This is a genomic window from Sphingopyxis sp. FD7 (assembly GCF_003609835.1).
GTDB lineage: Bacteria > Pseudomonadota > Alphaproteobacteria > Sphingomonadales > Sphingomonadaceae > Sphingopyxis.
In genome coordinates, this window is record NZ_AP017898.1 from 319775 (window position 1) to 343386 (window position 23612).

The following is a 23612-nucleotide window of genomic DNA, read 5'->3' on the forward strand; positions in this document are numbered from 1 at the left end:
AAGGCGGCTTATTCGGCGGGCGGGGTCCACAGATCGTCGTTGCCCGCGCCGGTCACCGGATCGTCGACGAGCGGCTCGCCGCTGAGCGGATCGACGTCGCGCATCGTGATGAGCGCCTGTCGCAGGTCAAAGCCGCCGGTCCGTGCATCGTCCCTGTCGCCCTCGATCTCTTCCTCGATCACGTCCTGCACCGGGAAACCTCCGTCGCCGTCGCGGTCAAAGGGGATGCAAGCGGCGGGGCTGGAGATCAGGCAGCCATTAACCGTCGACCGCGGGTCATAGCTGCCGACAATGGGGGCGATGCCGTTGACCGTCACGCGCTGAAGCGCCTGGAGCCCGGTGACCGGTCCGTTGGGGCCCAGATGCACCCCGTTGATGACAATCCGCGACGCACCCTCGGTCACAACGTCGATCCCGCCTGCTCCGAAGGTCAGACCACGGCGCTCCCCGAGCGTGGTTCCGGCGCCGCTGTTCTGGACATAGAAGCCGCCGACGACCTCGGCGCGGATGCCGCGCGCGAAGAGCGCGCCTTCATCAAGGACGATGCCGTCATTCTGGGTGAGGCGCCCGTTGATCGCGTCGGTCGTCGCCGCCGCGCCGACGTCGGCGATCGCCGCGGCGGTCGCGACGATGATGTCGTCGGACACCATATTGAGTTGGCCCGCCGGCGCGGCGCCGTTGACGAGGCGAATGCTGCCCTGGCCCAGTATGACCTCGAGCGCGTCGTTCGCGATCAGATTCAGCGCGTTGGCATCGGTCAGCCCGGTGAGTTCGACATCGCCGATGACGCGCATCTTGCCCGGCGTGCGGATCGTCAACGCGCCATTGGCGCCGAGGTTCGAGCCGGGCGCGCCGCCCGCGAGCGTGAAACCGTCGACGATCACATCGGGCGGCGCGGCCGATCCGACCGATCCACCGCCCACAGATGCCACTTCGGGTGCGAAAATCTCGATCTGGGTAGCGAACAGGCGGGTGAGTTCGTCGGCGTCGATATAATAGCCCGAGACGCTGCCGCCCGGCGCGCCGCCCACGAAGGTCTGGTTGTCATTATTGTTGTTCGCGACCGACAAGGCCGTGGTGATGCCTGCCGTTCCGACCCGCCCGTCCGGATCGATCGCAATGTCCGCCGATGCGAGTGAAATGGCCTGCCCCGTGACGATGCCGGCTATGCCGAGCGACGATAGCGCCGTGGCGCTGAGATCGCCTGCCACCGTCACCGTGTCGAGGTTCAGGACGCCGCCGTTGCCCGCGAGGATCGCGTCGGCGGCGGTCAGCGCAGTGATCGTCATCACGGGGCCTTGCGTCGCGAGATCGGCGGTGCCTGCGACGCTGCCGCTGCCGAGCGACAGATCGCCGTTCGCGCGGACGAAGGCGTCGCCGACATCGGTGGCGAGCGTCTGAAAGGCCATGTCACCGCCGCTCTCGATACGGATTGCATCGGCGCTGGCGTCGATCGGGCCCGAAGCGAAGAGCGCTCCTATCCGGATATTGCCGCCGCTGCTGTCGAGGCTGGTCGCGCCGAGTGCATAGGCCTGGTCGACATCGACGCCCGCTGTGCCTGTCAGGGCGACGTCCTGACCCTCGACCGATATTATGTCGATCGTGGTGGCGGCGGTCAGCGTGGCATTGCCGAGCGCACGGACGCCGCCGCCGGTAATTCCCGCTGCCGAATCGATCACAAGATTGCCGTCGGCGGTGAGCGTCGGAACCGCATTGCCGCCGGAATCGGTCAGCGCGGCGATTGTAACGCCGGTCGCCGTGATCGCAACGTCGCGCCCGGCGTTCACCGGGCCTGTCAGTGTGGTGGCGGCCGTAGAGTCGACGACAATGTCGTTGAACGAGGCGACATCGGAAAGCGTCGTTGCGCCCCCCTGGGTGCGCAGGCTGCTGTCGCCGCCGGTCGTGCCGAGACCCAGTGTCGATGCGCCGCCGACCGCGATGCTGTTGGCGGCGGTGAGCAGAATATCGTCGCCCGCCGACAGGGCCGCGGCGTCGATCGCCCCCGCGGTCGATTGCAGGGCGATGTCGGCGCCGTCGGCCGTCTGTGCGGTGATCGTAAAGGTCGGGCTGCCCGAAGCGGTCGTGAAGCCAAGGACATGCGTGTCGGCGCCCGCGCCGGTGGCGGCAACGCCATCGGCCGCGATGTTGCCGGACGCCTGAACCGTCACATCGTCCCCCGAGGTGATATTGGCGAGGCTGGCGGTCGTGCCCGCGAGCACGAGCATGTCCTCGCCGGCGGTGCCGCCGTCGATCGCCGCCGCGCCGCCGGCGCTGACGCCGAACATGCGCGCGGCGGCGCTCGACATCAGATTGACGTCGGCGGCGGCGATGACGAACAGATTGCCCTCTGCGAGCAGGCCGTTGCCATCGACATAACCGCCGTTGGCGATCGCCGACGCGGCGATATTGGCGTCGGAATTGAGGAAGATGTTGCCGCCCGCGACGAAATTGCCCGTCAGATCGCCGGCGGCAAAGATCGAGATCGTGCCCGCGACATCGGCGGCATCCACCGACACCGCGCCGCCAACGCCAAAGGCGACGAAGGAAGCATCTCCGGTGACGGGACCGGTCAGCGCGACGCTGTTGGCGAACAGGCTGATGTCGCCGGCCGCGGCGATCGCGCCGCCGTCGATGCCGTCCACCGCCGACAGGCTGACCGTCAGTCCCGCGTCGACGCTGTTGAAGGCGATCGACTGGCCCGACACCTGGACGAAACCGCCCGCGCTCGAATTGCCCAGATCGACGGCGCCCGGCGAGACGATGCTGATGTTGCCGCCGGTGATGATCGAGTTGAGACCGGTGGCGAAGCTGCCCGCATTGGCCGAGAAATTGCCCACGGCCTCGGCATGTTCGACCGTCGTGGCGCCGGGGCTGGACATCAGGATATCGCCGCCCGCAAGTCCGTCGACGGCGATCGTGCCCGCCGGTCCCGAGATCGCCAGCGACAGCGTGCCGTCGGCGGCGACAAGGCTGCCTGTTGCGCCGCTGATGCTGGTCGCCGCCGTCAGCGTCACATCGCCGCTCGCGTTCAGCGTTGGTGCGGCGCCTTCGCGGTTGTCGTGGCGCAGGTCGATCTGGTCGCCCGCGTCGATCACCAGCGACCCGACGACGTCGAAGCTGCCGTTCGACTGGCCATGGACGCCGATCGACCCGTCGGTGGCGAGCGTGACATCGCCCTGGCTCGCGATCGTGCCGCCCGCAGGGGCGACGAAGATGCCGGTCGCCGCGATGTCGGTGTCGTTGTTGGTCGGCGCGGCAAGGCCGAAAGCCTGTGCCGTGAGGCCGGCAAAATTGATGGCTCCGCCCGTGCTGCGCAGCTCGACGCGGCCCGCGGCGTCGCCGCTGGCGTCGATGCTCGTCGGTCCCAGGTCGATCTGCCCGGTTCCCGCGGGACTGCCGCTCGCTTCGATCTCGACGCGGCCGCCCGTCGTCAGGCCGATGGCGCCCGGGTCGCCACCGCTGCCGCCGCCCTGGCCAAGCCCGCCGATGCCGCCTTCGCCCTCGACGCCATTGGCGGTGAGGTCGACGGCCTCGCCGCCCGAATCGATCGCGCCGCCCGCCGCGACCAGGCGAAGGGTTCCGCCGCTGCCATTACCCCCGTCGCCGCCATTGCCGGCCTGGTTCCCGGCACCGAAGACGCTGTTCGCCCCCGCGCCGCCGACGCCGCCCGCGCCGCTGCTGGCGAGTGCGACGCCGCCGCCGGTGCCGAGGCCGAGCGTGACCAGCGCGCCGTCCGTGGCGGCGATTTCGATCGCGCCGCCGCGACCGTCGCCGCCATTGCCGCCGTCGGGGGCGACAGCGGGGAAGGCGCCAAAGCCAAGCCCCCCCGATCCGCCGTTGCCGCCGACCCCGCCGGTGACGAAATTGGTTTCGACGATGGTGAGCCCCGCGCCGACGCCGTCGGCCTGCATCCGCGAGGTTCCGCCGCTGCCGTTACCCCCGTCGCCGCCATTGCCGTCGCGGCCGTTGCCGCCGTCGCCGCCCGTGCCGGTCGACGCGATGGTGACGACCAGCGCGCCCGCGTCAAAGCCAGTGACGATCGTCTGCGCGACGCCGCCAACGCCGTCGCCGCCTGTCCCCCCGACGTTGTGGATGCCACCGGCGCCGCCCGTTCCTGTCGCGACGCTGCTGGCCGACGCGACGGCGGGGATCGCGGTTTCGAGCGCGAGAGTCGCCGTGCCGCCGCGGCCGGTCCCGCCGGTCCCGCCGACGCCGATGCCCGTCGCGGCCCCGCTGCTGCTCGAAAAGAAGCTGCCGCCGCCATCGCCGCCGATCCCCGACGCGTCGGCGATCACGCTGCTCGCGGTCGTGGTGCCGCCGGTGACGTTGATCGCGGCCGTGCCGCCGATCCCTTCGCCGCCGTTGCCGGGGGTGCCGGGCACGCCGCTGAAACTCGATGCGTTAAAGAAATCCCCGCCGCGCCCGCCAATGCCAAGCGCGCTTGCCTGCACGACGCTCGCATCGACGACGGCAGTTCCCGAAATGTTGATGATGGCGGAACCGCCGCGTCCCTGGCTGCCGTCGCCGCCGGGGACGATGTTCAGCGGGTCGTCGTCATCGCCCGACAAACCGTCGCCGCCAAGGCCGTCGGCGCTCGCCACGATGTCGGCGACGGTGATCGACCCACCGCTGAAGTCGATCGTCGCGCTTCCTCCCTCGCCGATCCCCGATTGACCCTCGACGGCGCCACCATCGGCGCTGACCTGCATGTCACCGATCGAAGCGGTGCCGCCGGTCTGCGAAAAGACGGCGCTGCCGCCGCGTCCTGTCCCGGCCGTGCCTGCGTCGCCGAACTGGCCAAAGCCGCTGGCTTCTATCGTGAGGAGCGATGCGGTGAGGCTGCCGCCCGCAATGGTGAGGCTGGCGGTGCCGCCCTGTGCGTCGCCCGTCACGGCGTCGGGCGCCCCCGACGCCACAATGGCAAGCTCGCCCGCGGTGAATATCCCGCCCGTGACGGTCAGCGCTGCGTTGCCGACGGCGCCTGCCGTGCCGCCCGACCGGAGGGTGAAGTTGCCGGTCGCGCCGCCTTGCTGGCCCGCACCGATGGTCAGCGATGCGCCGGCGTCGCCGGTGAAGCTGGCGTCGCCCTCGACGAAGAACAGGCCATCCGCCGAGAGCGCCGGCGGCGACGCGGGCAAACTCTGTGCCGGTCCCGCGGCAAAGGTGCCGCTGGCGTGCGCAATCGTGTTGCTGCGCAGCAGCGTGTCGGCGGCGACGATGTTCGCGGCGACGGCGCTGACCGGCGCGGTGTCCAGCTCGCCCCCGACGATGTTATAGCCCGCCGACAGCCGCACGGCGCCATCGGGGTCGACTTGTGCCGATACGGCATCGTCATAGCCGATCGCGCCGCCGACGAGCAGCGTCACCGCGTCATTCTTTGGAATTGCGACCATATAGATGCGGTTCTGGTCGGTATCGCCCTGCTCGTGCGCGGGGCCGGTGGTCGTGCCGCTATGGTCGATCACCGTGCCGCCCTCTGCACCGACCGTCACGTCGATGTCGAAGAGGCCGCCATTGATTCGGATATTCACCGCCTCGGCGGCGACATAGGCGGCCGATCCGTCGACGCGCACATTGCCCGCCTGGACGATGCGCGGGGCGACGAGCGCGACATAGGAACTGCCCGGATCGCCGACATTGTTGGCGTTGATCGCGCCGTTGACGGTGATTGCGGAGGTGCTCCCCGATGCGCCGCCCAGGCGGATCGTGCCGCCGGGGCCAAACAGCCCGCCGTTCGTGTCGATGTCGTTCGTGGTCAGCAGCAGGCTGCCGACATTGATGACGCCGCTGGCGCCGATCAACAGGCCGCCGGCGTTATAGAACCAGATATTGCCGCCGCGCGGGCCGGTCGTCGAACCGACATAGGAATTGACCGTGCCGTTGAGCGCGATCTGGCGGCTGAGTGCGCCGCCCGATGCGTCGACGAAGCGGTTGAGCACCGTATAGTCGCCCGTGCCGACGAAGTTCCATATCTCTCCCGCCGGAAGAATGTCGATCGCGCCGCCGGTCGGCGCATTGTCGGTCGGAACCCAGTTGATGACACTTTCGCTGGTCGCAACCGTCACGGTTGTCGTGTTGGTGGTTCCGTTGTTGCCGATCGTGCCCGCGCCCGACACAAAGCTGCCATTACCCGCAACCTGCGCAGCGACAGGGCCGCCATGCGCCAGCGCGGCAAGACCCGCGGCGATCGCGCAACTGGCCAGCAGCCGCTGTTTGCCGTTGCGGCGGGGCGAGGGGGTGGCGATGGAACGCATGGCGGTCGTCCTCGATGCAAGATTCATGGGTCAGCGCGCCCTGACGCCGAATTGGGTGGTGAGCGACACGAGCAGGCGCGGGTCGGGCCGCTCGGTCAGGAAGCCGCCGCGACCCAGCGGCACCGCGAGCGTCACGTCGAGCCGCGCGACATCGCCATAGGCGACGCGCACGCCGCCGCCCGCCGAATAGAGTTTCTGCGGATCGAGCCCGTCGAAAGCGGCATCCTCGTTCCACACCCAGGCGGCGTCGAAAAAGGCGAAGGGCTGGATCGCAAAAGCCTTGGTGTTGGCGGGGACGAACGAACCGTAGCGCGCCTCCAGCGCCACCGCGACGCCGCTGTCGCCGATCACCGTGCCGGGGTCGAAGCCGCGTCCGACGGTGAAGTTGCCGCCCGAAAACTCCTCATAGGCGAGCAAGGGATCGGCCGCCCATTGCGCGCGCGGCGCCGCCGACAGGGTGAACTGCTTGGCGGGGCGCCATTCGGCGAGCGCCTGCGCGCGGACGAGGAAGGCGTCGGGCCGTCCCTCGATGCGGGTCAGCGGCACCGCGCCGGGCAGGAAACAGGCAGCGCCGCCGGGGCCGCAATCGTCGCTCGCGCCCAGGGCATCCACGCCTTGCCGCGCTTCGAGCGAAGTGGCGAGCGACCAGCGCGGTTCACCGGCGCTATAGCCGCCGCGCCCGGCAATCGAGCCGGGATCGACCCAGCTCGCATCGGCGCGCAGATTGAAGACGCGCAGCCGGTCCCTGTTGAGCGGAATGCCCGACAGGCTGATGTCCTGGTCGATGAAATCGAGTCCGCCGCCGATCGTCACCCGCCGCGCCTGCGTCAGCACGAGCGGGTAGGACGCGAAGAGGCTGACGATCTGCGTGTCCGACTTGATCGGCAGGCCGACGAGGTCCGGACGTGTCCAGGCATAGGTATAGCTGGCGCCGAGCCGCAGCCCTTCGCCGCCGACGCGCATCTCGTGTCCGACCTGCACGACCCTCTGCTCGTCGAAATCGGGGGTCGAATAGAAGCTCAGCGTCGTGAGGTCGCCCATGCCGGTCAATCCGGCGATGCGCGCGCGCGCATTGGCGCCCCAGCGGCCGACATCGCGCGAGCCCAGGTTCTGGACGTTGAAGTCGAAGGTGAGGGGAGTGCGCATCACGGTGACTTCGCCGATGACTTCGCCCGGCACCTCGCCCGGCCGCAGCGTGAGTCGCGCGTCCATCCCCGGAATGTCGCGCGCGAGCAGCAGATAGCGTTCGGCATCGGCGATGTTGAACACCGGCGCATCGTCGAGTCGCGACAGATAACGCTGAAGCAACCGCTCGTTGGCACCGGCATCGCCGCGCACCTCGACGCGCGTCATCCGCGCGGCGAGAATGTCGAGCCGCACGACGCCGTCGTCGATCGTCTGCGCGGGGACGCGCGCCGCCGCCAGATAGCCTTTGGCGCGCAGCATCGTCGCCGCGCGGTCGCGGATGTCGCACACGGCGGCGATCGGCAGTTCCTGTCCGGCGCGATCGGACCAGCTGGGCCTCAGCATCGCCGGGTCGATGCCCTCGACGGACGAAAAGTCGACGGCGCGAAGGGTGAAGCGGATGTGGGAAAATTGCGGGTCGGCAAGCGGGCATGGCGCGCGCTCGATCGCATCGTCGACCGCCAGTATCCGTTCGCCGGGCTGCGCCGCGGGCGCAAGCGGCGGGCGCTGGATTTCCTCGCGCGTGGGGATCTGCGGCGTCGCTTGCGCAAGCGCGCCGACAGGAAGCGCGGCCGCGATCAGCCCCGCCGAAACGGCCAGCGTGTTGCGGATCGCCGCGCCCCGCAGCCCGAAAATCCGATAAGCTTCCTCATCCCCCGACACGGCCATCACCACCCCTTGCGCTCGGACGCGGCGCGACGATCGCGCTGCGCCATTTCGACCGGAACTGCCGCGGTCCCGGCAGCACGATATTCGACCCAGGGATATGGTCCGCACACAACCGGCGGCCTTTCCCTGGCTGATTATCAGATGGATGGCGCGGCGACAATGGCCGCCCCGTCCATCTGCGCCGTCATCCCTGGCCGCCTTCGGCCTCTGCCATGGTATCGACGAGGCGGTCGAGCTGCGGCGCGCAGCCCTTCGCCATCAACATCTCGACCGAGGCTTCGGCGGTGTCGGGCACCGTCTCCATCGCCGCGAAGCGCACCGTCACCGGCCGCGGCAAGCCTGCGCCCGACAGACGATAATCGACGCCATATTGCACCGGCAGCACGTCGGTCGGCCATTTGCGGAAATTGGCGCCGTCGACGATCGCGACAGTCGCCTTCTTGCCGCCGCTTTCGATTTCGAGCGCAGTGTCGCCTTCCATGTTGGGACGCCAGAGCAGCAGCGTGGCAGGGTCGGCGACGCAGAAGGTGCCGCCCTGACGATAATCGAGCAGCCACAGGTTCGGCGCACGCGTTTCGGCGGGGATCGGGTCGCCCGGACCGCGCGAAAATCCGCCGCGCGAGCGGACCGTCGGCCCCTTGGCGAGCATCCGCGAGACATTGCTGCCGAGCGACTGGCTGGCCTGCACATTGCCCGTCGCGCTGAAGGTGCCGGGCCCCGACAGGGTACGCGTCCTGCCCGATTGCATCAGCACGACGCGATCGCCGGCAACGAGTGTCACGCGGTCGGACGCCTTGAGCCTGGCGCCGGTCGGATATTTGCTCGCCGATGGGCCGGTCGAGCGGACGACCATCGACTGCGCGGCGGCGGTGCCGACCATCGCGACGGCGGCGATTGCGGCTGCGGCCGATAGGCCGAGGCGGCGCATCGGCAAGTCAGGAAAGGACATAGCTTTCTCCTCTTTTCGTCTGGTTCAGGCGTTCGATCAGGAACTGGATGGCGGCATCCTGTCCGAATTCGTGCCGCAATGCTGTGGCCAGCGTCACAAAGGCCTGTTTATCGCCCCCGCCGTGCGCGGCGACAAGCGCGGCGACGCGCGCGCGCTGGCCGGGCGCAAGGTCGGGACGCGGGGTGAAGACGTCGACGGGCTGCGCGCGTCCGCGCAGCGTCACGCGGCCCATCGGCACCAGATCGTCGCGGCCCGATCGCGCCGCCGCCTCGGCCGAGATGAGCACGCCGGTCTTCAGGCTCTTGTTCGCGGCCTCGAGCCTTGAAGCGGTGTTCATGCTGTCGCCGAGCGCGGTATATTGAATGCGACCTTCGCCGCCGAAATTGCCGACGATCGCGTCGCCGACGTGCAGACCGACGCGCGTCATCCCGATCGCCGGAATATCCTCGGTGGCAAGGTCGACGCGGAATGTCTCGCCCGCCTGATACATGGCGAGCGCCGCCGCCGCCGCCTTTTCGCCATCGTCGGGGCGGCTGATCGGCGCCCCCCAGAAAGCGACCACCGCATCGCCGACGAACTTGTCGATCGTGCCGCCATGATCCAGCACGATGTCCGACAGACGGTCGAGATATTCGTTGAGCAGCCGCGCGACGGTTTCCGGCGTCACCGCATGGCTCAATTTGGTGAAGCCTTCGAGGTCGGTAAAGACGCAGAAGATGTTGCGCCGTTCGCCGTGGAGCGAAAGCTGATCGGGGTCGCGCATGATCTGCGCCGCAACGTCGGCGGGCAGATATTTGCCGAGCGCCGATTGCGCGAAGGCGCGCTGGCGCGACCCGATCGTGCGCGCGGCGGTGCCGACCGCCGCATAGCCGAAAAGCCAGCCGACGGCCCAGCCGAAGGTCGGCAGCGTCGTCGTGTCGACCCCGCGCCCTTGCAACCAAAAGGGAAAGGCGATGAAAAAGGCCATCTGACCGAGGAAGGCGAGCGCCACCCAGCGCGCGCGCAGGTCGATCAGGCTGGTCAGTCCGCCCGCGAGCACGATGAGCAGCGCGAGCACCCATAATGTCGGCCCCGCGAGCGGCCGCGCCCATGCCTTGTCGAGCTGCTGCGCGAGCATATGCGCGTGGACTTCGAGCCCGATCATCGTTTCATGCTGGCCGGTGATCGCGTCGGGAAAGCGGCTGAGTGGCGTGTTGAACTGGTCATTGTCGATGATGTCGCCGCCGATCAGCACATAGCGATCCTTCACCAGCTCGGAAAAGCCCGCGCGCATGTCGGCGTCCATCGGCAGCGCGAAGCTGTCGATGGGGATGTTCGCGAACACCGGCTCGACCTGACCCTCGCCAGCGCGCGCGGGGACGAGGAAGCGGATCGCGCCCCTGTAATCGGCGTGCGCCGGATCGACCGGGGCCATCGCATTGGCCATGAGCGGCGGCAACCCCGGCGGCCGGTCGGGCCAGCGGCGGATCACGCTGTCGTCGTCGGTGTGGAACAATACGCTGGTCGGCCTGGTCCTTGCGGTCGCGACGTCGGCGATAAAGGCTTCGAGAAACTTCTGCTGTTCGTAAAAGATGGTGTTCGGGTTGCTCGCCTGTTCGGCATAGGCGAGCCAGGTCGGCGTCTGCATCGCGCGCAATTGCGCTTTCAGCGCTTCGTCGTCGGGGCGCGGCGAATCGAAGGCGATGTCGATGCCGATCGCCCTGGCCCCCATCTGGTCGATATTGGCCAGCGCGGCGGTGAGCAGCGAGCGATCGAGCGGCGAGCGGATGCCGGTGTTGAACAGCGTTTCGTCATTATAGGTGACGAGCACAATGCGCGGATCCTGCCGGACCTTGGGCGCCATCAAGGTCGCGCGTGCGTCGTAAAGGGCGCGTTCGGCGGCGTCGATCAGCGGCATCTGCCAGCTGAAACGCGCGATCAGGACGGCGACGAACAGGAAGAGGACCGTCGCCGCCATGCGCGACGGGCCGAGCTGCATGACGAGGCGGCGGATGCGCTTGCCGAGCGGCACCGCGGGTGGCCGCCCGGTCGCTTCGTCGGACGGCGCGACCGTTGCTGCCGCACGGGCGGGGGGTTCGGGCGCGTTCATCGGATCAGCGCGCGGCGCGGCCGACCGCCTGTCCCTGCTGCGCCGTTTGCGCGCTGCGCAGCAGTGGCTGCGCGCCGTCGCCGATGATTGCGAAGCCTGCCCAATAATAGGGATGCGACGTTCGTTGGTCGTCCATCAGCCTAAGCTGCGTGTTCCACAGCGCATCGGCGATGCTGGCGCCTTCGCCAGCGCCGAACAATCCGCCGATCAGGCGCGTCGTCGCGTCGAAATCGTCGGGGGCCGGCCAGTGGCTCGCGATCACCGAACGGCCGCCCGCGCCGATGAAGCTGCGCACCAGCCCGTCGAGGGCATTGCCGCCGCCCGAAAGCCCTGCTTCGCGCGTCGCGGCCACGCTCGCCGCGCCCGCCGTATCGCACGCCGAAAGGATGACGAGGTCGGCGTCGATCTTGAGATCGAAGATTTCCTGAAAGGTCAGCAGACCGTCCGAATCCTGTCCGCCGAACGAGGTCACGAGCGCGGGGCGCGCGGGGCAGGCGGGGCGCGGCGCGGTGACCAGCCCGTGCGTCGCGAAATGGATGATGCGATAGTCCGCAAGGTCGGCGCGCGTCTTGACCGCCGTATCGGTAAAGGCGCCGCCGGTGAGCAAGGCGCCCGCTGCGGCGCCCATCGCGTTGCGCGCGGTGACCAGCTCGTCGGCGGAAATCGGCCGCGCCCATTGCGAGGCGTCCCACAGGCAATCGCTGTCCATGCCGCCCACCGCGCCGCGCGTGCCGAGCGAGGGCAGCCGGTCGCCCAGCGGCAGATTCTCGCCCAGTCCGAAATACTGGTTTGTCGCTCGTGACGGCGCCGCCTGCCGCGCGTTGCGGAACGCGAGCGCGGAAACGGCGGTGCTGGGCCGGCTGGTGCGACCGAGCCAGGCGATCTGGCGCATGTCGAACGGATCGGCATCGGGGTCGAGCACGCGCTGCTCATAGGCGGCCAGCCCCGTATCGGCGGTGATGAGCAGGTTGACCGGCAGCCGCAGCATCGCGCCGTCGGGCTCAAAGATCAGGTGCGGCACCGCGGGCAGTCGTGCGGCGACCGGCCCGAACAGCTGGCCATAGAGGCGATGCGCGGTCGCGGCGTCGAAGGGATAGGTGACGCGGCGACCGTTTTCGACGATCGAAATCGTCGCGCGGATCGCGTCGACCGCGCGTTCGAGGTCGGCGGCGCCGATGTCCGATTTCCAGAGCTTTGCACCGCCCGGCTCGATGAGCATCGCATAAACGCTGTCGCCGACGACGAGCATCTTCAGATAGGCTTCGTCGCCGCGCAGCACCGCCTGCAATTCGGCCAGATCAAGCTTCCCCGGCGCGACGACGCGATATTGCGGAAAGGCCGACAGGCGGGCGATCGTTTCGGCCTGCTGGAACGCCAGATTGTCGATCTGGGTGCGGATGTCGGCGCGCAGCGCGGCGATGTCGGCCGATTGCGGGAGCTGCGCGAGCCGCGCATCCTCGATCCGCGCGCGTTCGATGTCGCGGTTCAGCGTCGTTGCCTGGCGAAACAGGCGCGCGCCCTCGTCGCTACCGCTCGACAATTCGCGCGCGAGCACCGCCTGTGTGTCGGCGACGCCGGGACGGATCTGGAGCTGGCTGGCGACGAAGAAATCCTGCACCGCGGCGGGGTCGCTCGCGGCGCGCGCGGCGAGCAGCCGGTAATAGGGGGCCATCATATTCGCCATGCCCGCGGTCGAGCGTTGCGATTCGGCCAGCGCGGTCACGATCTCGCGATAAATGCCCATCGCTTTGTCGTCCTGCTCATGCCGGGTAAGGAAGGCGGCATAGCGCGCGCGCGCCGAGGCGAGGGCAGTGGTTTCGGGATATTCCACCGCGAGCAGTGCGACCGCCTCGCCGAAGCGCGCGTCGGCGCCGTCGATGTCGCCCAGCGCTTCTTCTGCAAGGGCGAGTTCGCCAAGCATCTGCGAACGCAGCCGGATGATCGAGGTGACGCGGCCTTCGCGCACCGCCAGAGCGTCCGCCAGCCCCCGGATCTGCGCGGCCCTGGCCGCGTCGGGGTTGCCGCGCAGCCGCTCGACGGTGCCGAGCAGGTGGACCGCCTGCGCGTCGATGATCTGCGCGCGTTCGATCGGCGACAGCCGTTCGCGTTCGCCCGCCTGCACCAACCGGGCGTCGCCGCCGCTGTTGACACCGGCAACGATCGCAGGCGCCAGCGTCACCGCTCCGTCGGCGACCGTCACGCCCGTGGCGAGCGGCGGGATTGGCGTTTGCAGCCGCGCCGCAGCGCCATCGAAATCGCGCTGGTTGAGCGCGTGGATCGCCCGGAAATTGCGGCGGAGGCGCAGCTGGACGGGATCGCTCGTCGGGAGCGCCTCGACCTCGGCAAACAGGCGCTCGGCCTCGGCAAACTCGCCAAGGTTCGAGCGTTGTAGCGCGCGGTTGAGCGTGAATTCGGTAGGGTCGACTCCAACCGTTGCCTGGTCTTCGAGCGCGCGCCGCGACAGCGCTTCGAAAAACTCGGCCGCCTCGGCATAATCGCCGCTATGGTTGCGGCGGTATCCTTCGGCGAGCGCCTTGTCGATGTCGATGGCGCCCGCAAGTGTGCGGGCAAAGCCGTCGTTGCCACCGACCGAGGTGGTCGCGACACGAATCACGCCGGGGACGACGCGGCGCTGTCGCACCGATTCGAGCGCGATGTCGAGCGCATCGGCATAGGCCTCCAACCCTTCGGCGGTGTAGACATTGGCGCCGTCGGTCTCGATCCGCGTCGTCCACGCAGCGTCGCTGTCACGCAGCGTGCAGCGCGCGTCGGTGGTGCAGGTCACGCGACCCGAGCGCGCGCTCTCGATGCGGGCGCGGGCGTCGTCGGCCCCTGTGCGCAGAACCCGGATCGTGCCGACAGGCTGGCTCGCGTCGCGGCAGACGACCATCCATGCCCGGTCGAACATGCCTGCGACGACCGGGTCGCGCACCGTCGCCTGCACCTCGCAAAGCGCACCACCCTCAGACCCGATCGAAAAACTGTCGCGCAGCGTCGGATCGCCACCCCGCGCCAGCGCGCCGGTCGGCGCCGTCAGGGCAACCGCCGCCAGGGCGGACATCCAATGCGGAACTCGAACGGTCATCACAATCCCCCAAACACAGGCCTTCCGGCGCGCTGGCCCCGGTGCGCCGCTCCGGCGCTATTTCGGCGCGGCGCAGGCATCATTGCTGTGGTGCGACCCATTCCCTGCCGAAAACCCTAAACCCTTCGCATCCGAAAGGGAAGTGATCTGCCGCACAGCTCGCTTGCGCCGGGAAGGCGAGCCACCTATCTGCAAGAACAGGGCTCAACCGGCGAGGACAAGATGACCACATTCGACGATCGTGAACGGGCATTTGAAACGCAATTTGCACGCGACCAGGAGGTGCAGTTCCGCATCATCGCGCGCCGCAACCGGCTGCTCGGCGAATGGGCCGCCGAACGCATGGGGCTGACCCCCGAAGAGACCGACGCCTATGCCAAGGCCGTGGTGCAGGCCGATTTCGAGGAAGCGGGCGACGAGGATGTCATCCGCAAGCTCGCGGGCGACCTGACCGCCGCGGACGTCGAGATCAGCGATGCGGAGATACGCGCGATGTTGAACGACAAAACCGCCGAGGCGCGCCGCCAGTTCATCGACAGCGAGAATTGAGGCCTTTGCAATGGGTATGCGCGAGGACGAATTGAAGGCGATGATCGAGGCGGCGTTTCCGGGCGCTATCGTGACAATCACCGACCTCGCGGGTGACAACGACCATTATGCCGCCCATGTCGTCAGCGAATCCTTTCGCGGGATGAGCCGCGTCGCGCAGCACAAGGCGGTCTATGCCGCGCTCGGCGGACGCATGGGCGGCGAACTTCATGCCTTGCAATTGACCACTGCCGTCCCTTCATAGGGACAAGCCGCGAAACCTAATCGGCGCCCTCGCGCCCCGGAGACTGACCATGAGCGATCCCGCCATCCACGACCGCATTGCCAAGCTGGTTGCCGAGCATCCCGTGCTGCTTTTCATGAAGGGCACGCCGCTGTTTCCGCAGTGCGGCTTTTCGTCGCGCGCGATCGCGATGCTCGATCGGCTGGGTATCGAATATGAAACGGTCGATGTGCTGCAGGACATGGAAATCCGGCAGGGAATCAAGGAGTTTTCGGACTGGCCGACCATCCCCCAGCTTTATGTGAAGGGTGAGTTTGTCGGCGGCAGCGACATCATGATGGAAATGTGGGAAGCAGGCGAGCTTCACGCGCTGATGGACGGCATCCCGACACGCGCGCAATAGCGCGGACGGCCGCTTCCAATATGATGGGCCGGTGACGCGACACCGGCCCAGCGCGTTTCAGCCTGCGCTCAGCGGCAACGCAGTTCGCCACGGTCGATCGCGCGGCCGAGCAGCGCGCCGCCGGCGGCGCCGATGATCGTGCCCACGGTACGGTCGCGGCCACCGTCGAGCTCGCGCCCGACGAGCGCGCCCACCGCGCCGCCGATGATCAGGCCGGTGGTGCCATTGTCGCGGCGACAATAATAGCGGCCGTCGCGGCCGCGCCAGATGCGGTCGCTGTGCGAGAGGCGGCGCGGCTCGTAATAACGACCATAGCTGTCGTAGATGGCGCGATCCTTTGCCCGCTTGCCATGCGCGGGCGCCCAGGGCGGCGGGTCTGCATAGGCGGTGCCGGTCGGCAGCGCCAAGGCGGCGAGAAGTGCTGCGGCGAAAATGCGTTTCACGTCGTTGCTCCCTTTATCTGTCGGCGACCGACATCCTAATCTGCCAGCCGGAACGCGCGATGAACGGACTATGTTCCGCAAAGGTGATGCGAGGGGCGGGCAATAGCGTCCGGGGGGCGGGGCCGTTCGGCCGCTCCGCCCCCCGTTTGCATCGGGGTAAGTGGGGATTTCCGGAGTGGGGGCAGGGGGCATCAGGGACCAGACCGATGCCCCCCACCGCTCCATTTGAGCGGAACACTCGGGAACAACCCAAACCATACAATTGCCGTGCCAGATCGACGCGAACGCGGATTCGGGCGGGCATTGCTGGTTAGCGATTCCTTACCGCCGCCAGCCTGTGTCAAAAATCCCGACAGATCAGACGGCCAGCGCGGCTCATCTCGTTCAGCCAGCGTTCAGCCCTTTGACTACATTTGTAGTCGTGTCACTGTCGATGAAGCCGATGGGAGGGGTCCGCATGGCAGAACGAGCAAGCGAGTCAGAGATGCAGGTGCTGTCGGCGCTGTGGGACGAAGCCCCGCAGACCGCCGCTGACCTCGCCCAACGCGTCGGCGCCGCAAATGGCTGGACGCAGGCGACGGTCAAGACGCTGCTCGCGCGGCTGGTCCAGAAGGGCGCGGTGACCGCCGAGGCCGATGGTCGTCGCTATCTCTATCGCCCCGCGATCGAGCGCGCCGAGGCGGTTGGCGAGGAATCGCAGCGCTTCGTCGACCGGCTGTTCGGCGGCCGCGTCAGCCCACTGATCGCACATCTCGCCGACCGCGAGGCGCTGAGTGATGCCGACATCGCCGAAATCGAGGCGCTTTTGAAGAGGCTCAAGTCGTGAGCGGCGCGATGCTGATCGAAGCGTGGGGCGACACGCTGCTCGCCACCGCGCTGCTCGTCGTCGCGGTGCTGCTGGTCCGCAAGCCCTTCGCTCGCCATTTCGGCGCGCGGCTGACCTATGGTCTGTGGGCGATCCCCGCGCTGCGGCTCGTGCTGCCGCCGCTCCCCTTCGCCGACCCGGTGGCCGCGCCCGTCGCGGTGCCGGTCGAGGCGGGGACGATGCTGGCGCTGCCCCTCGATGTCGCCGCGACGACCGAAGCCGTGGCGCCCGCCTGGACATTTGCCGATGTCCTGCCGTGGCTTGTCGTGCCGTGGGCAGCGGGCATGATCGCGGTGATCGGCGCTGCGGTGCTGGCGCATCGGCGCTTTCGCGCGGCGGTGCTGAAGGATGCCGTCGAGCTCGAACCCATCGGGTCGATCCGGCTGGTGATGACCGATGCGGTTGACGGGCCGGTGGCGTTCGGGCTGTTGCACCGCGTCGTCGCGGTGCCGCAGGATTTCTTTGCCCGCTATGCCGCCGAAGAGCGGGCGCTCGCGGTCGATCACGAGCTGTCGCATCACCGCCACGGCGATCTTTGGGCCAATGCCGCCGCGCTGGTGCTGCTTGCGTCGCAATGGTTCAATCCCTTTGCCTGGCGCGCGATCCGCGCCTTTCAGTTCGACCAGGAGGCGGCGTGCGATGCGCGCGTGCTGACGATGACGGACGATGCGGCGCGGCACGACCGCGCGGCCAATTATGCGACGGCGATCGTCAAGGCCGCGGTCGGCCCGCGGCTGGCGCTCGCGGCGCCAATGGCGGTTCACGACAATTTGCAGGAGAGGCTGACGATGTTGACGAAGCGGGATATTTCAAAGCGGCGCGGCATCGCCGGCCGGTTGCTGATCGGCGGCGCGGCGCTGGCGGTGCTTGGCGCGACGGCGACGCTGGTTCCGTCGGGAATCGCCGCGGCGACGACACCGCCAGGCGATATTCCGGCGCCGCCCGCTCCCCCGGCTGCGTCCGATGCGCCGTCGGCGCCCGAAGCTCCGGCCGCGCCTGAAGTGATGGTCTTTGCCGGCAGCGATGAGGAGGTGCACGAAACGGTTTCGACCTCCGGCGACGGCAAGACACGTGAGGTGCGCCGCATCGTGATCCGCCATGACCATGACAGGGACGGCAAGGCGGCCGATGCGCCCGCCGATCACAAGAAGAAGGCGCAGCATTTCGAGATCCGCATGCCGGGCAGCCTGTCGCGTGAAGATGTGCTGGCGACGCTGAAGGAGCAGGGCATCACCGGCGCGCGCGCCGACGCGATCGCCGACAAGCTGGAAGCGAAGCGCAAGGAACGACTCCGCGTCGCGCTGGCGCCGATGCCTCCGATGCCTCCGATCCCGCCGATTTCCTGGTCGGGTGACGGCAAGGCGATGGTGCTTGGCACATGCCGTGACGGCAGCAAAGCGGCGCCGGTCGTCGACCGCAAGGGCAGCGAGGGCGGCAAGCGCAGCCATGTCGTCGTGCTGGGATGCGGCGACTCTGCGGAAATCCGGGCGTTGCGCGTATCGGCGCTGAAAAAGGCGCGCGAAGCGTTCGTCGAGGGCGAGCGGGCGCGCGGACTGTCGGACGAGATGCGCGCCAAGGTGACCGCCGACATCGACAAGGCGATCGCCGAAATCGAGAAATCCGGCGAATAGCGCCGGGCCTGCTTCGACGCCGATCCTTGCTCCCCGGTGGGGTCGGCGACGGGGGCGGGGAAGGGGGCGGCCGATGCCGCTCCCTTTTTCATGCCGACAGCACGGACGGGAATGCGGTTTCGGGGCGGATTCCGGGCCTTCCCTTATCCGTCATCCCGGCGAAGGCCGGGGTCTCGCCGGTGCGGCAAACCGAAAGGGTGAGATCCCGGCCTTCGCCGGGATGACGTTTGAATAAAGGTCTGCAATCGGTCGGTTTCAGACCTTCCCCGCTTTCCGTTCGCATCGGGCGAAGTCGAGTCACCCATCGGCGCCAAGCCTGGCCCGAGGAGCATCTCGGCTTCGCTTGATGTGAACGGATTGACGAGACGGCAATGGCCACTTCCGGCCGAATGCTGTCATTATGTGAAATCATCGCCGCTGCCCCTTTCGTTCCTTTCGCTGCAATGCCACATTGGAGGCATGAGCCGAGACAAGCCCTGGCCCGACAGCATCCGCGCCGGCGAGTGCGAGCAGCACGAGCCGCTGGTGCGCCGCGTGCTCGCGCCCAACCCGTCGCCCTATACCTTCACCGGAACGCAGACGTGGATCGTCGGGGCGGGAAGCGACGTCGCGGTGATCGACCCCGGCCCGACGGGCAGCGGGATGAGCGCCGGCGATCCGCCTGACGCCAATGGCCAGGGGCATGTCGATGCGATCCTGCGCGCCGTCGAGGGCCAGCGCGTCGCGGCGATCCTGTGCACCCACACCCACCGCGATCATTCGCCCGCCGCGGCGCCGCTGAAGGCCGCCACCGGCGCGCCGATCGTCGGCTGCGCGCCGCTCGCGCTGTCGGACGACGGCCCGCGCGCCGATTCGGCGTTCGACCCCGATTATGCGCCCGACCGCGTGCTGGCCGACGGCGAGCGGATCGCGGGCGACGGCTGGACGATCGAGGCGGTCGCCACGCCGGGGCACACGTCGAACCATCTCTGCTTCGCGCTGGTCGAAACGGGCGCGCTGTTCACCGGCGATCATGTGATGGCCTGGTCGACCAGCGTGGTGAGCCCGCCCGACGGCGACATGGCCGCCTATATGGCGAGCCTATCGAAGCTTTATGAGCGAGGCGACCGCGTTTATTATCCTGCGCACGGCCCGGCGGTGACGAAACCCAAACAGCTTGTGCGCGGGATGCTTGGCCACCGCAAGCAGCGCGAACGGCAGATATTGCGGGAACTCGAAAGGGGCACGCGCGTGATCCCCGACATGGTGAAACATATGTACAAGGGGCTGGACCCGCGGCTGACCGGCGCCGCCGGCCGTTCGGTGCTCGCGCACCTCATCGACCTCGAAGCACGCGGCCGCGTCGCGCGCGAGGACGAGTGCTGGAGGCTCGTCGCATGAGCCGGGGATTGTTCGGCGCCGCGATCGTCGCGGTGCTGGCGCTCGCGCTCTTCTTCGGCTGGCGCGCGTGGACCGAGTGGCAGCGCGGTTACGATCCGCAGACGGTCGTTGCCGCGAGCCTCGAGGGGCTGAAGGAGCAGAATGTCCTTGTCCCCTTTACCGCGCGCTATGTCGCGGTGGTGACCTCGACGCAGAGCCGACTGGGGCTGAGCGCGAAGAAGACGCTCATCATGCCGGGGACCGTGCGCTACGAACTCGATCTCGGCCGCCTGGAGCAGTCCGACCTCGATTGGGACGATGCGACCAATGCGCTGACCGTGACGCTGCCGGCGCTGCGGCTTGCCGGGCCCGAAATCGATATCGACGCGATCAGCGAATATCGCGACGGCGAAATCCTGCTGACCCTGACCGATGCCGAAGCCTCGCTCGACGCCGCGAATCGCAAGGCGGCACAGGAGGAACTCATCCGGCAGGCACGCGGCGCAACACCGATGCGCCTTGCCGAAGGCGCGGCGCGCGCCGCGATCGAGCAAAGCTTTGCCATGCCACTGAAAGCCGCGGGTATCGACGCCACGGTTACTGCGCGTTTCGAGTAGGAATCAAGGGCGCCTCAACCCTGGCTTTTGCGGAACAGGGCCTCGGCCGCGGCTTTCTGGCTCGTCGCGGCGCGACGGTGCGCGCGGACACGTTCGATTTCGGTTTCCAGCGTAGCGATGCGCGCGTCCAGCTCGTCCAGCGACAGCGGATCGAGCGGCTGGCGAATGAGCGCGGCCAACACATCGTCGCGGCGGCGCGGAAGCTCGTCGTCGTCCATGGCCATCCTCCTGAAATGATGCGCGACTGTTGACCCCTGTCGCCGCACTGTCAATAAGGCGCGTCAGGGGTAGGGAACCGGGCCAGTGGGGGAATAAAGCGTGACCAGCCTGCCAGCAGACATGACCGCCGTTGCCATCAGCGCGCCGGGGGGACCGGAAATGTTGCGGCCCGCGACGCGCCCGGTGCCGCAGCCCGGCGCGGGCGAGGTGCTGATCCGCGTCGCCGCCGCGGGGGTGAACCGCCCCGACGTGCTGCAACGCATGGGCTTTTATCCGCCGCCACCGGGCGCGTCGGACCTGCCGGGGCTGGAGGTTGCGGGCACCGTGGTCGCCGTCGGACCGGGGAGCGATCCCGAAATGCTGGGCCAGGCGGTGTGCGCGCTCGTGGCGGGCGGGGGCTATGCCGAGTATTGCGTCGCGCCGACGGGAAGCTGTCTGCCGGTGCCACGGGGCTTTTCGATGGCCGAGGCCGCGGCGCTGCCCGAAACCGTCTTTACGGTATGGCACAATCTGTTCGAGCGCGGCTATGTGCGGGAGGGCGAGACGGTGCTGGTCCATGGCGGCACCAGTGGGATCGGCACGACCGCGATCGGCCTCTGCAAACTATTTGGCATCGAGGTGATCGTCACCTGCGGCAGCGCGGAGAAATGCGCGGCGGCGCGGGCCTTGGGCGCGACCCATGCGGTCGATTATTCGACCGAGGACTATGTCGAGGCGGTCAAGACCGTTACCGGCGGGGCGGGGGTTCATGCCGTGCTCGACATGGTCGGCGGCGATTATGTGTCGCGCAACCTCGACTGCCTCGCCGACGACGGTCGCCATATATCCATCGCCTTTCAGCGCGGCGCGAAGGTCGAGATCGACATTTCGCAGGTGATGCGTCGCCGCCTGACGCTGACCGGATCGACGCTGCGCGCGCGCAGCGCGGAGTTCAAGGCGCTGCTCGCCGACGAGATCGGCCGTACACTGTGGCCGCGCCTCGCCGAAGGCGCGTGGAAGCCGGCAATGGACCAGAGCTTTCCGCTGACCGAAGCGGCCGCCGCGCACGCGCGGATGCAGGCGGGGGAACATGTCGGCAAGATCGTGCTGACGGTTTAGGACCAATCGCCATTCCGCTCTGGCGGTCTGCAAATGGCGGCCTTGTGCGCTTCCGCTGCTCACGTGCAAAAAAGCACGCTGCGCTCCGGATCGCGGAAAACCACCATTTTCGACTCGCCAGCTTCCGAATGTCGATCGGCGCCAGGGTCAGGGCCCCAGTCGGGCGCGTCCGCCTGTGCAGGCGCAGGGCAGTTCCTGCCGCCCGCGGCCGGTCGATGCGCTCAAGCGGGCTCGGCAACCCGCCGATCGAGAAGCAGGCGATCGACCAGCGCATCGACCGCTTGCTCGGCGGCGGCTATCGAGTCGGCGAGGCGCTGGTCGCCGAACTCGTCATATTCGATCGCGATGGCATGATGGTCTTGCAGGCCGATATAGGCGAGCGGCGCAGCGAGGCCGGCCTCGACAAAATTGCGATCGGACTGCCGCCCGCCCGGATCGTAACCATAGTCGCCGCGCGCCGAGAGCGTCACCAGCGTCTTGCCCGCGGGCAGCATCGGCCAATAAGGATCGCCGCCCCGCGCGCGGTCGAAGCCGAAAGTGACGCCGACGCGCACGATATTGTCGAGCCATGCCTTCAGCGTGGCGGGAACGCCGAAATTATACATGGGCGCGCCGACGACCACGATATCCGCGGCGAGCAGTTCGTCGATCAGCTTGTCGCTTTCGGCGAGCCGCGCCCTTTGCGCGGCGTCGCGCTTTTCGGGGCGTGTGAAGGCGGCGGCCACCCAGTCCGCATCGACCGGCGCGGGCGGATGCTGGCCGACGTCGCGATAGATCACGGCGTCGGCGGGTCGGCGCGCGATCCAGCGTTCGACAAAGCGCGCGCCGAGGCGGCGGGTATGCGATCCGCGCGGATCGCGCCCCGAAAGTCCGGGGCGCGCGCTGGAATCGATGTGGAGCAGGCGGAGGGCGGTCGGACGCGATTCGATCATGGTGAAATCCTTTTCATCCGTTGAAGGGGTGCTATCGTGAATAATATGGATTATTTCAGCTGGTCGAACGCGAATCGATCATCCCATGACTCAATATGATTCATCTTTATCGCAGCGGCGCCGCCTGCCGCCGCTCGCCGCCTTGCGCGCGTTCGAGGCGGCGGCGCGCCATGTCAGCTTTCGGCAGGCGGCCGAGGAGCTGGGGGTGACGCCGACGGCGATCAGTCACCAGATTCGATTGCTCGAGGACAGCCTGGGCTTTGCGCTGTTCGTGCGGCGCGCGCGGGGTGTTGTGCTGACCGACGCGGGGCGGCGGCTGTTCCCGACCCTTCGCGACGGATTCGATGCGTTCGAGCGCGCGATCTGGGAATTGTCGCCGCGCCGCCGCCGTGTCGCGGTGACGCTGAGCGCGACGACGCTGTTCACCGTGCGCCGCATCCTGCCTGCGATCGGCCGGTTTCGCGGTCGTTTTCCGGGCTATGACCTCAGGCTCCATGCCTCTGACGATCCGGTCGATCTGATTGCAGGCGAAGCCGATGTCGCGGTCCGCTATGGGGCGGGAACGTTTCGCGGGCTGGTCGCCACGCCGCTGCTCGTCGAACGCTTCGGTGTGCTGTGCAGCCCGAAAATGGGCGTCGAACGGCCTGAGGATCTGCGGGGCGCCACGCTGCTGCACGTCGAGTGGCGGCGCGCGGGCAAAGCCCCCGATTGGCGTCGATGGGCGCGCCTTGCCGGGATCGAGGGCCTGTCGGTCGACCAGGGACCGCGCTTCACTGAGGATGACCATGCGCTGCAGGCCGCGGCGGCGGGCAGTGGGGCGGTGCTTTCCGGTCTTGCGCTGGCGGGACCGGCGATCGCGGCGGGGTTGCTCGTCCATCCGTTCGGCCCGGTGATCGAGGGCGAAGCCTATCATCTGGTGACGACGCCCGACCGACGCGACGAACCGGCGGTGCGTGCGGTTTGCGACTGGCTGCGCGAGGATGTCGTTTAGAGCGCGATCGGCGCGCGCTTGCGTGGAGCGCGAATAAGGTCTAAACCCCCG

Annotated in this window: 17 protein-coding genes; 9 read left to right on the forward strand and 8 right to left on the reverse strand. The window is 68.3% G+C overall.

Translation table 11 applies throughout. The annotated features are described in order from the left end of the window. Positions 1 to 8: 8 nt before the first annotated feature. The 5 genes from SPYCA_RS19660 to SPYCA_RS01470 form a co-directional block, all read right to left on the reverse strand. The gene (locus tag SPYCA_RS19660; protein ID WP_120218686.1) at positions 9 to 6254 is read right to left on the reverse strand and encodes a beta strand repeat-containing protein; all 6246 of its coding nucleotides are present in this window, start codon (positions 6252 to 6254) and stop codon (positions 9 to 11) included. Between the two features lie 30 nt (positions 6255 to 6284). Further along, positions 6285 to 8108, reverse strand: a complete 1824-nt coding sequence (locus SPYCA_RS01455; protein ID WP_120218687.1) for a ShlB/FhaC/HecB family hemolysin secretion/activation protein — start codon at positions 8106 to 8108, stop codon at positions 6285 to 6287. 184 nt (positions 8109 to 8292) lie between these two features. Next, positions 8293 to 9057, reverse strand: a complete 765-nt coding sequence (locus tag SPYCA_RS01460; protein ID WP_120218688.1) for a hypothetical protein — start codon at positions 9055 to 9057, stop codon at positions 8293 to 8295. Continuing rightward, complete coding sequence (locus SPYCA_RS01465) at positions 9044 to 11146, reverse strand: adenylate/guanylate cyclase domain-containing protein (protein WP_120218689.1); 2103 nt, start codon at positions 11144 to 11146, stop codon at positions 9044 to 9046. Before SPYCA_RS01465 ends, SPYCA_RS01460 begins: the two co-directional genes overlap by 14 nt. A gap of 4 nt (positions 11147 to 11150) precedes the next feature. Continuing rightward, on the reverse strand, positions 11151 to 14207 hold the full coding sequence (locus tag SPYCA_RS01470) for a CHAT domain-containing protein (RefSeq protein ID WP_331852512.1): 3057 nt from the start codon (positions 14205 to 14207) through the stop codon (positions 11151 to 11153). A 246-nt stretch (positions 14208 to 14453) separates the two neighbouring features. On the opposite strand from SPYCA_RS01470, the gene SPYCA_RS01475 reads away from it, so the two are divergent. The 3 genes from SPYCA_RS01475 to grxD are packed head-to-tail and all read left to right on the forward strand — an operon-like array spanning position 14454 to position 15406. Beyond that, the gene (locus SPYCA_RS01475) at positions 14454 to 14780 is read left to right on the forward strand and encodes a DUF1476 domain-containing protein (protein WP_120218691.1); all 327 of its coding nucleotides are present in this window, start codon (positions 14454 to 14456) and stop codon (positions 14778 to 14780) included. A gap of 10 nt (positions 14781 to 14790) precedes the next feature. Beyond that, positions 14791 to 15024, forward strand: a complete 234-nt coding sequence (locus SPYCA_RS01480) for a BolA/IbaG family iron-sulfur metabolism protein (protein WP_120218692.1) — start codon at positions 14791 to 14793, stop codon at positions 15022 to 15024. A gap of 49 nt (positions 15025 to 15073) precedes the next feature. After that, positions 15074 to 15406, forward strand: coding sequence for a Grx4 family monothiol glutaredoxin (grxD, locus tag SPYCA_RS01485; protein WP_120218693.1), 333 nt, complete (start codon positions 15074 to 15076; stop codon positions 15404 to 15406). Positions 15407 to 15474: 68 nt separating this feature from the next. Here grxD and SPYCA_RS01490 read toward each other — a convergent pair whose 3' ends face one another. Beyond that, a complete protein-coding gene (locus tag SPYCA_RS01490) occupies positions 15475 to 15849 on the reverse strand; it encodes a glycine zipper 2TM domain-containing protein (protein ID WP_120218694.1) in 375 nt (124 codons plus the stop codon). A 457-nt stretch (positions 15850 to 16306) separates the two neighbouring features. Between SPYCA_RS01490 and SPYCA_RS01495 the strand changes: the two genes are divergently transcribed. From SPYCA_RS01495 to SPYCA_RS01510, 4 genes are all read left to right on the forward strand, one after another. Continuing rightward, positions 16307 to 16675, forward strand: coding sequence for a BlaI/MecI/CopY family transcriptional regulator (locus SPYCA_RS01495; protein ID WP_120218695.1), 369 nt, complete (start codon positions 16307 to 16309; stop codon positions 16673 to 16675). Next, positions 16672 to 18345 carry a M56 family metallopeptidase gene (locus SPYCA_RS01500; protein ID WP_120218696.1) on the forward strand — a complete coding sequence of 558 codons (1674 nt, stop codon included), beginning with the start codon at positions 16672 to 16674 and terminating at the stop codon, positions 18343 to 18345. Before SPYCA_RS01495 ends, SPYCA_RS01500 begins: the two co-directional genes overlap by 4 nt. A 459-nt stretch (positions 18346 to 18804) precedes the next feature. Then, positions 18805 to 19725 carry an MBL fold metallo-hydrolase gene (locus tag SPYCA_RS01505; protein WP_120218697.1) on the forward strand — a complete coding sequence of 307 codons (921 nt, stop codon included), beginning with the start codon at positions 18805 to 18807 and terminating at the stop codon, positions 19723 to 19725. Beyond that, positions 19722 to 20321 carry a DUF4230 domain-containing protein gene (locus SPYCA_RS01510; protein ID WP_120218698.1) on the forward strand — a complete coding sequence of 200 codons (600 nt, stop codon included), beginning with the start codon at positions 19722 to 19724 and terminating at the stop codon, positions 20319 to 20321. Before SPYCA_RS01505 ends, SPYCA_RS01510 begins: the two co-directional genes overlap by 4 nt. 14 nt (positions 20322 to 20335) lie before the next feature. Here SPYCA_RS01510 and SPYCA_RS01515 read toward each other — a convergent pair whose 3' ends face one another. After that, positions 20336 to 20539 carry a DUF1192 domain-containing protein gene (locus SPYCA_RS01515; RefSeq protein ID WP_172594952.1) on the reverse strand — a complete coding sequence of 68 codons (204 nt, stop codon included), beginning with the start codon at positions 20537 to 20539 and terminating at the stop codon, positions 20336 to 20338. Between the two features lie 100 nt (positions 20540 to 20639). On the opposite strand from SPYCA_RS01515, the gene SPYCA_RS01520 reads away from it, so the two are divergent. Further along, positions 20640 to 21638: an NAD(P)H-quinone oxidoreductase gene (locus SPYCA_RS01520; RefSeq protein ID WP_120218700.1), complete on the forward strand. Its 999-nt coding sequence runs from the start codon at positions 20640 to 20642 to the stop codon at positions 21636 to 21638. A 221-nt stretch (positions 21639 to 21859) separates the two neighbouring features. Here the strand turns inward: SPYCA_RS01520 and SPYCA_RS01525 are convergent, their stop codons facing one another. After that, entirely contained in the window at positions 21860 to 22570 is a 711-nt protein-coding gene (locus SPYCA_RS01525) for an FMN-dependent NADH-azoreductase (protein ID WP_120218701.1), read from the reverse strand. Positions 22571 to 22655: 85 nt separating this feature from the next. Between SPYCA_RS01525 and SPYCA_RS01530 the strand changes: the two genes are divergently transcribed. Continuing rightward, positions 22656 to 23561, forward strand: coding sequence for a LysR substrate-binding domain-containing protein (locus tag SPYCA_RS01530; protein ID WP_120218702.1), 906 nt, complete (start codon positions 22656 to 22658; stop codon positions 23559 to 23561). The last annotated feature ends 51 nt before the right edge of the window (positions 23562 to 23612 follow it).